The sequence below is a fragment of the Marseilla massiliensis genome, from assembly GCF_016899855.1.
In the GTDB taxonomy this organism is placed as follows: domain Bacteria; phylum Bacteroidota; class Bacteroidia; order Bacteroidales; family Bacteroidaceae; genus Prevotella.
Genome location: NZ_JACJJG010000093.1, coordinates 1 through 10,241 on the forward strand (window position 1 = coordinate 1; position 10,241 = coordinate 10,241).

A 10,241-nucleotide genomic window follows, 5' to 3' on the forward strand; every position below is an offset into this window, starting at 1 on the left:
GTTTATAAAGAGCTTTATATCTCAGTATTAACCAGCAAGGCTATTTTTCTTAATTCTTAACTCTTAATTCTTAATTATAAAATAGATTACTTAAACCCCTTCTTCAGCCACTTGCCGCTGAAAAGGCGTATTAGGAACATCGTTCCGCGCAGAGTCAGCTCTATGGCCATTGCCATCCACACGCCGCGCAATCCGTAAATTGGAGCGAAATGGGCGGCCAACGTAAGGCGCACAAGCCACATTGAGGCAAGGTTCATGGTGGCAGGTATGAGCGTATCTCCTGCTCCGAGACACACGCTGTAGGTAACTATCGCGGCGGCGAACATCGGCTCTGCAAACGCTTCTATGCGCAAAGACTGCGATCCGAGCAGGCGAACCTGCTCGTCGGGTGTCATCACTCCAATCATCTCGGGCGCGAAGATATACATCACCAAGCCCATAAATGCCATCACGCCCATGCCCATGAACACCGTGCGATACGCAAAACTGCGTGCCAACTGGCGGCGTCCCGCACCGATACTCTGCCCGACAAGTGTCGTCGCGGCGTCCCCGATACCGTATCCCGGCATGTAACACAGGCTCTCGGCGGTTATCGCAAGCGTGTTAGCCGCTATCGCAATGTTGCCCAAAGGGGCAACAATCATTGTGCTGACTATCTGCGCCCCGCTCATCATCATGTACTGGGCACCCATCGGAAGACTTACTTTCGCGGCGTTGCGAAGGTAGTTCCACATCGGCGCGAACGTCCATTTCTCATTCTTCAGGGACAATTCTGGCGACTTGACTGTCGCAAACCATATCAGCATTACACCCGTAACGGCATACGCCAAGGCCGTACCCAACGCCGCACCGGGCACACCCATGCCTGCGCCGGGCACTGTAAGCTCGGTGCCAAACACCGAAACAGGGCGAGTTTCGTAAATAAGGAAGAAATTGAAAACCACGTCGAGCAGGCACATCAGTATGCTCATGAGGCTCGGCACACGCATGTTGCCAGAGCATTTCAGCATGCTCGACGACAATATCCCTATCTGGTAAACAGGCAGGGAAAGGCAATAAATGGTAAAATAAGACGTCGCGTCGCCGCAGATATCAGCCCCTCCGCCCAGCCATACAGGCAGAGGCTTGGCTATGCAGACGCAAATCGTAGTGAGGATAACGGTGAACAAGGCCGTAGCCATAAGTCCCTGGCGGAACACCTGGCGGGCTTTCTCGAAGTCATTTGCTCCTATAAAGTGTGCCGCCTGCACCGAAAAGCCAAGCGCGGCGGCCGACGTCAAACCGCCGAAAAGCCACGTGGTAGACTCCACGATACCTATCGACGCCGACGCACGGGCTCCCAGCGAACCGACCATCGACGCGTCGATATAGAACATCATGATAGTAGTCAGCTGGGCAAGAATGGACGGAATACTAAGCTGAATTATCAGGTTGAGCTTCTGGTTGCCGCTCATCTCCTGGCCGTTGCGTATCATCGTCAACAGCACATTATCCTTATTACTTGAAAACATGGTGCAAAATTACTACTTTTCGCATAAAAAAACATATACCGACGACAAAAAGAAGCGCTTTATCGACATACCGACAACCAGGACAGAAGCCAACCATAAGCAGGCAAGAGCCAGACAACCGCCACAAGAACGACCATCACCAGCTCGGCACGGCGGTTTATACGGACGGCCGTGTCGACATCGGCGGCGGTCAGCTGGCGGTCGTTATCGCCGATAAACGGCTTTTCCACATACTCGTTAAAATAATAATGCCCGCCACCAAAACGGCAATCAAGCACGCCGGCGAGCGCCGCTTCTGGATAGCCGCTGTTCGGACTGGCATGCCGGCGGCCATTGAGGGCCACGAACTTAACAAGCTCAGGACGGCCGGCTACAAGCGTCATGAGCAGCGCCGTAAGGCGTGCGGGGATGTAGTTGGCCACGTCGTCGAGTCTCGCGGCAAATGTTCCGAAGCGTCGGTAACGCTCTGTGTGGTAGCCAATCATCGAGTCGAGCGTGTTAATCATCTTATATGCCACCATGCCGGGCACCCCGAGAAGCAGCAACCAGAACAAAGGCGCCACCACGCCGTCACTCAAATTCTCGGCAAGAGTCTCCAAAGCGGCCTTGCGAACCTCATTATCCGTCAGGCCGGACGTATCCCTTCCTACTATTCTCGACACCTGGCGGCGCCCCTGTTCGAGCGAAACGTCAAGGGCGGCGAACACTCCACGCACCTCACGGATAAGCGTAGTACCGGCCAGACAATAGAATATCAGCATGGCCTCAACAACCACCGCAAGTATAGCTGACAGCCTCCCCGCCAACGACAGCAGCCCTGCGGTCACGGCAAATGCCGCAACCACGAGCACCAACGCAAGCAAAGCGCCCTTCAGCCGCCGCCAACTACCCTTGTTCAGACGGCGTTCGCCAATTGAAATGAGCTTTCCGAACAGGACCACGGGGTGCGGAAGGCGCTCCGGGTCACCGAAAACCTTGTCGGCAATCCAGCCTGCCAATACGGGAATTACGGGTATAATGTTCATTTCAAGAAATCCTTTATCGCTTCGATAAGCATGTCGTCGGCACGGCGGTCTTGCGCAGCGACACGGAAATATGACGTGTCAAGCCTGCTAAAGTTTGACGCGTCGCGTATCAGTAGCCCGTAACGCGCCACGAGAAACTCCTTCAGTTCCGCCGCCGTGTGTCCCTCTATGCTTGCCAACATGAAGTTGGTCTTTGTCGGCACGACGGTTATTCCGTCAATCATTCCAAGCTCACGGTTAAGCCGTTGCGCCTCGGCAAGATATTCGTCAAGCGGCGGTATCACCACTGCACCGCTGCTTACGAGGAACAGTCCCGCCTCTATGGCAAGGGCGTTGACACTCCATGGGCGGCGCAACTGTCTGAGTTCACTTATCGTTTCACGGCACGCCGTAGCGTAGCCGAGCCTCAATCCCGGTATACAGAACCGCTTTGTCATCGAGTGGAGCAGTATAATGTTGCGCCGTACAGCAACATCCTTGTCGGCAATCGTCGGTTCATTGGTGTAATGTTCGTAGCTCTGGTCTATGACGAAGAGCACGTCCGGCCGCGCGTCAATCTCCGAAAGCAACTCAACGGCAGGCTTTACGCTGCCCGTAGGATTGTTGGGATTACACAGCCAGACGACCTTTCTCCCCGCCGTAGCCAACGTTCCGTCAGCAATGCGTGAACCGCAGGCACGGCAGGCGTCGGCATATTCGCTGAACGTAGGCTGCGGAATTATATTTATATGGCAATCAGCGCCCCACCTCATAGCGTTGTTCTGCGCTATGAGGTATATCGCCTCGGTGGCCCCGTTAGTCACTATCACGTTGTCTTCGTCAACGCCCTGCTCCCCGGCAAGTGCCTTTTCGAGCGATAGCGGAGCCGGTTCGGGATAGTTGCCGATGACGTCGAGCCGCGCGGCAAGATGTCTTTTCAGGGCGCCGAGGTCGGCATTCTGGCAGATGTTCGAGCTGAAATTTGTCCTGACACGTCCGCCGTAGCGGTACAGGTCGTCGCCATGTCCGTATATCATTGTAGTTGTCGGATTGCGCGGGTTGGTAATACCGCATGATGTTTACAGACCTGCAAAGGTAATACAAACATGCGTAAGTACGTGCATCGGTGTCAGGAAAATCAGCGTATCGTCATTAAACTGCATGTGGCAAAGCCTTTCCGCATAAACAATATTTAACCTTCACCGTTTCGTTTTTCTTGACATTACAAAATCACGAAATAGAAAACGCAAGACCGAAAATGGCAGTAAAAAAGGCGGAAAATCATCACTGAAAACATATTTTCCAGTCTATTTTACGGTTAATGACGGTCTTTACGGTCGTTAAAAGCGGCTTTTACCCTTGCCGAAGACGGCCTTTCGTAAGGCAAAAGACGGTCTTTTGGCTTGTAAAAGACCATCTTTCGCATCGCCATTAACGGCCAGTGGCTGTATTATCAATCATAACTCGCTGGCTATCAATACATTAACCTCAACGCCGTATTTTGCCGTTTTTTCAGTCAAAAGCCCGACCTACGCGCGCCGCGGGCCTTCACGGAGGCTTAACGTGATTACAGGATGTTGGCGTGTTAGTATTAATTAACATCAATACTGCGGCCTTTTACGTTCCGCAAGCATTTGTCTACAACTTTTATTGATTTGCGTTGTCTTTCTTGTAAATGTTGATTTTTTCATGTATCTTTGCATGGAGGTAACTTCACACCTTATTTATAATTGCGTGCGCAGGTATGTAATAGCGTCACGCCGACAATCATTTAACTATACATGGACGACGAAATAAAGGAAAGCGAAAGCATAGAGGAACAAAACGAGGACATATTCGACGACGTAAACGACGGGCCGGTGCCCGAAGGCGACGTGTTCAAGCCGGTCAACCGGTTTGACGCTTCGGCCGTGCATCACCTCAGCGGGATGTACCAGAACTGGTTTCTCGATTATGCGTCGTACGTCATCCTCGAGCGCGCCGTGCCTCATATCGAGGACGGACTGAAGCCCGTGCAGCGGCGAATACTGCACTCGATGAAGCGCATGGACGACGGACGCTACAACAAGGTGGCCAACATCGTGGGACACACCATGCAGTTCCACCCCCACGGCGACGCCTCGATAGGCGACGCCTTGGTGCAACTTGGGCAGAAAGACCTGCTCGTAGAATGCCAGGGTAACTGGGGTAACATCCTCACCGGCGACCGCGCGGCGGCTCCGCGATACATCGAGGCAAGACTGTCGAAGTTCGCCCTTGACGTGGTTTTCAACCCAAAGACAACCGAATGGCAGCTAAGCTACGACGGAAGGAACAAAGAGCCTATCACGCTTCCTGCCAAATTCCCGCTCCTTCTGGCCCAGGGCGCCGAGGGTATAGCCGTGGGCCTGTCGTCGAAAGTCCTGCCGCACAACTTCAACGAGATATGCGACGCCGCCGTAAGCTACCTTCACGGCGAGCCGTTCACGCTGTATCCCGACTTCCCCACTGGCGGAAGCATTGACGTAAGCAAGTATAACGACGGACAGAGGGGCGGCGTGCTGAAGGTGAGAGCCAAGATAGAGAAGCTCGACAGCAAGACGCTCGTAATCCGTGAGATACCTTACGGCAAGACAACTTCAACGCTTATCGACTCAATCCTGAAGGCTATCGAGAAGGGGAAAATCAAGGCACGCAAGGTAGACGACAACACCGCGGCGCAGGTTGAGATACAAGTGCACCTGGCGCCGGGCGTCTCGTCGGACAAGACTCTTGACGCCCTGTACGCCTTCTCGGACTGCGAGATTAACATATCGCCCAACTGCTGCGTAATCGAGGACGACAAGCCGAAGTTCCTTACGGTAAGCGACGTGCTGCGTTACTCGGTCAACCACACCATGGAACTGCTCCGGAAAGAACTCGAGATACGCAAGAACGAACTGCAGGAACAGCTCCACTTCGCCTCGCTTGAAAAGATATTCATCGAGGAACGCATATACAAGGACCGCAAGTTCGAGCTGGCTCCTGACATGGATGCCGCCTGCGCGCATATCGACGAACGCCTTACGCCGTTCTATCCGCAGTTCATCCGCGAGGTGACCAAGGACGACATACTGCGCCTTATGGACATCAAGATGGCCCGGATACTGAAGTTCAACAAGGACAAGGCCGACGAGATGATGGCCAAGATAAAGGCGGAGATAGAGGAGATTGACTTCAAGCTGGCCCACATGGTAGACGTTACGGCCGACTGGTTTAAGTATCTTAAAGACAAATACGGCGCCGACCATCCACGCCTTACCGAGATAAAGAACTTCGACACGATAGAGGCTACCAAGGTGGTAGAGGCTAACGAGAAGCTATACATCAACCGCAACGAAGGCTTTATCGGCACGGCGCTGAAGAAAGACGAGTTCGTTTGCAACTGCTCGGACATCGACGACATCATCATTTTCTATAAAGACGGAAAGTATAAGGTGGTAAAGGTGGCCGACAAAATATTCGTCGGGAAGAACATCATGCACGTTGCCGTGTTCAAGAAGAACGACCGCCGGACGATATACAACGCCGTTTACCGTGACGGAAAGCTGGGTAAATACTACATGAAAAGGTTTAACGTGACCAGCATTACCCGCGACCGCGAGTACGACCTGACGCAAGGCACGCCAGGTTCGCGCGTGGTTTACTTCACCGCCAACCCCAACGGCGAGGCCGAAATAATCAAGATTACACTCGACCCGGCACCCCGCCTGAAGACTATTTTCAAGGAAAAAGACTTCTCCGAAGTAGCAATCAAGGGCCGTGGAGCCAAAGGCGTGGTGATGACACGCTTCAACGTACACCGCATTTCGCTGAAGAGCCACGGCCACAGCACGCTCGGCGGGCGCAAGGTTTGGTTCGACCCGGACGTGAAACGCCTCAACTACGACGACCACGGACGCCTGTTGGGCGAGTTTAACGAGGGCGACAGCATTCTCGTTGTTCTCGACAACGGTGACTTCTACCTGTCAAACTTCGACGTAAACAACCACTACGAGGACAACATCAAGGTTATAGAGAAGTACGACGAGCACAAAGTGTGGACGGCAGTGCTCTTCGACGCCGACCAGCAAGGTTATCCCTATCTCAAACGTTTCCTTATGGAAGGCTCGAAAAGGAAGCAGAACTACATCGGCGAAAACAAGGACAGCCGCCTCGTTTGCCTTACAGACGAGCCGTATCCGCGCTTCCGTGTGACCTTCGGAGGCAACGACGAGTTCCGTGAGGCGCAGGAAATCAACGCCGAAGAGTTCGTCGCCGTCAAGGGCTTCAAGGCCAAAGGCAAGCGTATAACGACGTGGACGGTCGACAGGATTGAGGAACTTGAACCGCTGAAACGTGACGACGACGAGGCGGATGACGACATATCCGACGACGGTAAACAGCCCGAGACTTCCCAAAACGAGAATCTTGACCCTGACGCAGGCAAGAGCCAGCAGCAGGTAATAGACGAGATTACGGGCCAGCTAAACCTCTTCGGCGACAACAACGACAACTGAAAATGTCACGAACGACAGCCTATAAGCCAATGAAAGCGTTAAAGATATTCATCGTACAGGCCCTGCTCATACTGCCTGCGGCCATGACCGCGCAGGAGGCCGACACTATTCCGAGCGCCAAGGTTATAACCAACGCACAGATGTTGGGCGTAGGCGGCGTGAACATACTTGACACTTACCTGTCGCCAGAGAAATATACGGGAATGGAAGTGCGTTACATTTCGCATACGATACGTCGCCGCGAGGGCGCCAGGTGGTCGCGTATGCTGGTTCACCAGGGCAGCTTCGCGTACGCCGACAACCGCTCGGGCAACGGCAACGAGATATCCGGCATGTACACGTTTACCTACGGCGTGCATTACAACTGGGACCTGATGGGCGGCAAGTTGAACATCATGGCGGGCGGACAGGCCGACATTGACCTCGGATTTCTGTACAACACGCGCAACGGCAACAACCCCGCGCAGGCCCGCCTTGCGCTCAACATATCGCCGAGCGCTGCCGCGGCATACCGCTTCAGGCTCGGAAAAGTGCCGCTGAAGGCCCGCTACGAAGTGTCGGCTCCGCTCTTCGGAGTGATGTTCAGCCCTAATTACGGCCAGTCATACTACGAGATTTTCTCGCGCGGCAACTACGACCACAACGTCGTTCCGACGACAATCGCCACAACACCGTCGCTCCGCCAGATGCTGACCCTTGACTTCACGCTGGGCAAGACGACGCTACGCGTTGGCTATCTCGGCGACTTCCGCCAGGCAAAGGTCAACAACCTGAAGTATCACACGTATTCAAACATGTTCCTGATAGGCTTTGTCAGGACATTCAAACTCACCCATATCATCCCATGAAAAAGTTTCTTTACGTCATAATACCGCTCATCCTGGGGCTTGTACAGACGTCATGCGTTGACGAGGAGGAGTACGCCGACAACCCGGAAGGCAACTTCGAGGCGCTTTGGAAAATCATGGACGAGCACTATTGCTTCTTCGATTACAAGAACGAGGAATACGGACTGGACTGGAACCAGGTATACCTGAAGTACAGCCAACAGATAGACCAGGGCATGACGGACGACCAGCTGTTCGAGGTTTTGGGCAATATGCTCGCCGAACTGCGCGACGGTCACGTCAACATGTACTCCCCGTTCGACAACGCAAGGTACTGGAGCTGGAAGGAAGACTACCCCACCAACTTCAGCGACTCGCTCCTCCGAAAGTATCTCGGCACGGATTACAAGATAGCATCGGGCCTGCAATACCGCAAGCTTGACGACAACATCGGCTACATATACTGTTCTTCGTTCGAGAACGGGATAGGCGACGGCAACCTCGACGAGGTGATGTTTTACCTTGCTTCGTGCACAGGACTGATTGTCGACGTGCGCGGCAACGGCGGCGGACAGCTAACGATGGCCGAGAAACTGGCGGCGCGCTTCACCGACGAGAGCATTCACGTAGGCTACATACAGCACAAGACAGGCACCGGGCACAGCGACTTTTCCGAACCGGAGGAGCAAATCCTGAAGCCGTCGAGCGGCATAAGGTGGCACAAAAAGGTAGTAGTGCTGACCAACCGCGAGGTGTTCAGCGCCGCCAACGAGTTCGTGAAGTACATGAAGTGCTGCCCCAACGTAACCGTAGTGGGCGACAAGACGGGCGGCGGAGCCGGCATGCCGTTCAGCAGCGAAATGCCTAACGGATGGGCGGTAAGGTTCAGCGCATGTCCGATGTACGACAAGGACATGCAGTGTACAGAGTTCGGTATTGAGCCGGACTACAACATCTCGCTGACCGACGACGACTTCCTTCGCGGCCGTGACACAATAATTGAATACGCAAGAACGATTATTAATAATTGAGAATGGAGGGTTTAGGATGAAGAACTGCAAGTCAGCGTCAGGCCAATTATGATTACTCTTGCAGGCTATGACAACAAAGCAAACCATAATTAGCTTGACGCTAACTTACAGTTCTCCATCATCAATTATAAATTCTCAATTAAACAAGAACCATGATACATATCAGCAACCTATCCATCGGCTACCGCCAGCACGGCGGCGACCGCCTTGTGGCTTCAGGCATTGAGGCCAATATTGAGGGCGGACGCCTAACATGCCTGATTGGGGCGAACGGAGCGGGCAAGTCGACGTTGCTAAAAACGCTGGCAGCATTCATCCCCAAACTCGGCGGCAGCATATATATAAAAGGTAAGGAGATATCCGAATATACGCACAAAGAACTGTCACGTACCGTAGGAGTGGTGCTGACGACAAAGCCCGAGGGCGTCAACATGACCGTGAGTGACGTCGTGACGCTCGGCCGCACGCCGTACACGGGATTCTGGGGCATGGCCGGAAGCGCCGACAAACACATCGTCAATGAAAGCATGGAGCAGGTAGGCATAACGCCGTTGGCCGCCCGCAACGTGTCGACGCTGAGCGACGGCGAGCGCCAGAAGATGATGATAGCCAAGGCTTTGGCGCAACAGACGCCAGTGATATTCCTCGACGAGCCTACCGCATACCTCGACTACCCCAGCAAGGTGGAGACAATGCTCCTCCTGATGCGCCTCAGCCACGAAGCGGGCAAGACCATCTTCATGTCAACCCACGACCTCGAGCTGGCCCTGCAGACCGCCGACACGCTATGGCTGATGGCCGGCGACGGCAAGATAAGCATCGGCACGCCCCGCGAACTGGCAGAAAACGGCGCCCTCGCCGCCTTTGTCGAACGCTCGGGAATAACCTTCGACAAGAGCACCTTGCACGTAACGGTAGACAAATCAGTAATCCGCTGACATACAACAACTTACAAAACGCATTCCAAAATGCCGTCTTTTACCAGCTAAAAGACGGCATTTTGCGTTGTGATTGATGGCCTTTTGCAAGGCGAAAGGCGGCATATCGGAACACTGCCGGCAAAGAGTTGTCTTTTCCTGAAATAGGTTGACAGTTTTTGTTTAAATAAACTACATTATTTTACACACTCTGGATAGAGGTACTGGAATAGTTGACATCGCATCGGGAAATGTGCTGCTTTACTTTACATTCCCGGTCTTTGTCAGGCGGCCCCGCGGGGCCGCCTGACAAAATCGCGGCAAAGATACTATCTTCCATTGTCATTTCCTCCATGGCCCACCGTTTTTTTTCTTTTCCACAGCCGTTTTTGTTCGCCGCTCCCGGCGTGCGCCGTCTCCGGGGTGTTGTTGCC

At 53.6% G+C, this 10,241-nt stretch carries 8 protein-coding genes; 4 read left to right on the plus strand and 4 right to left on the minus strand.

Going from position 1 to position 10,241, the window contains the following annotated elements:
• Window positions 1-86: 86 nt before the first annotated feature.
• Genes H6A34_RS11755 through H6A34_RS11765 form a run of 3 tightly spaced genes read right to left on the minus strand, consistent with a single transcriptional unit; the run spans window position 87 to window position 3,552 of the window.
• Window positions 87-1,511 (minus strand): MATE family efflux transporter, encoded by a 1,425-nt coding sequence (locus H6A34_RS11755; protein ID WP_021948212.1) that lies wholly within the window; start codon window positions 1,509-1,511, stop codon window positions 87-89.
• Between the two features lie 59 nt (window positions 1,512-1,570).
• Window positions 1,571-2,536: an adenosylcobinamide-phosphate synthase CbiB gene (gene cbiB / locus H6A34_RS11760; protein ID WP_205105673.1), complete on the minus strand. Its 966-nt coding sequence runs from the start codon at window positions 2,534-2,536 to the stop codon at window positions 1,571-1,573.
• Window positions 2,533-3,552 (minus strand): aminotransferase class I/II-fold pyridoxal phosphate-dependent enzyme, encoded by a 1,020-nt coding sequence (locus tag H6A34_RS11765; protein WP_205105674.1) that lies wholly within the window; start codon window positions 3,550-3,552, stop codon window positions 2,533-2,535. Before H6A34_RS11765 ends, cbiB begins: the two co-directional genes overlap by 4 nt.
• Window positions 3,553-4,296: 744 nt before the next feature.
• On the opposite strand from H6A34_RS11765, the gene H6A34_RS11770 reads away from it, so the two are divergent.
• The 4 genes from H6A34_RS11770 to H6A34_RS11785 all read left to right on the plus strand — a co-directional run bounded on the left by H6A34_RS11770 (window position 4,297) and on the right by H6A34_RS11785 (window position 9,828).
• Window positions 4,297-7,032 carry a DNA gyrase/topoisomerase IV subunit A gene (locus H6A34_RS11770; protein ID WP_205105675.1) on the plus strand — a complete coding sequence of 912 codons (2,736 nt, stop codon included), beginning with the start codon at window positions 4,297-4,299 and terminating at the stop codon, window positions 7,030-7,032.
• A 29-nt stretch (window positions 7,033-7,061) separates the two neighbouring features.
• Window positions 7,062-7,880: a DUF3316 domain-containing protein gene (locus H6A34_RS11775; protein ID WP_205105676.1), complete on the plus strand. Its 819-nt coding sequence runs from the start codon at window positions 7,062-7,064 to the stop codon at window positions 7,878-7,880.
• Window positions 7,877-8,890: a S41 family peptidase gene (locus H6A34_RS11780; protein ID WP_205105677.1), complete on the plus strand. Its 1,014-nt coding sequence runs from the start codon at window positions 7,877-7,879 to the stop codon at window positions 8,888-8,890. Before H6A34_RS11775 ends, H6A34_RS11780 begins: the two co-directional genes overlap by 4 nt.
• 152 nt (window positions 8,891-9,042) lie before the next feature.
• Window positions 9,043-9,828, plus strand: a complete 786-nt coding sequence (locus H6A34_RS11785) for an ABC transporter ATP-binding protein (RefSeq protein ID WP_205105678.1) — start codon at window positions 9,043-9,045, stop codon at window positions 9,826-9,828.
• A 181-nt stretch (window positions 9,829-10,009) separates the two neighbouring features.
• Here H6A34_RS11785 and H6A34_RS11790 read toward each other — a convergent pair.
• The coding region (locus tag H6A34_RS11790; protein ID WP_205105679.1) for a hypothetical protein at window positions 10,010-10,241 on the minus strand (232 nt) is incomplete at its 5' end.

Excerpts from the sequence above, each read along its gene's own strand:
- H6A34_RS11770 (WP_205105675.1), top strand. The coding sequence starts at position 4,297 with ATGGACGACGAAATAAAGGAAAGCGAAAGCATAGAGGAACAAAACGAG.
- cbiB (WP_205105673.1), bottom strand. The coding sequence starts at position 2,536 with ATGAACATTATACCCGTAATTCCCGTATTGGCAGGCTGGATTGCCGAC.
- H6A34_RS11765 (WP_205105674.1), bottom strand. The coding sequence starts at position 3,552 with ATGATATACGGACATGGCGACGACCTGTACCGCTACGGCGGACGTGTC.
- H6A34_RS11775 (WP_205105676.1), top strand. The coding sequence starts at position 7,062 with ATGAAAGCGTTAAAGATATTCATCGTACAGGCCCTGCTCATACTGCCT.
- H6A34_RS11785 (WP_205105678.1), top strand. The coding sequence starts at position 9,043 with ATGATACATATCAGCAACCTATCCATCGGCTACCGCCAGCACGGCGGC.
- H6A34_RS11780 (WP_205105677.1), top strand. The coding sequence starts at position 7,877 with ATGAAAAAGTTTCTTTACGTCATAATACCGCTCATCCTGGGGCTTGTA.
- H6A34_RS11755 (WP_021948212.1), bottom strand. The coding sequence starts at position 1,511 with ATGTTTTCAAGTAATAAGGATAATGTGCTGTTGACGATGATACGCAAC.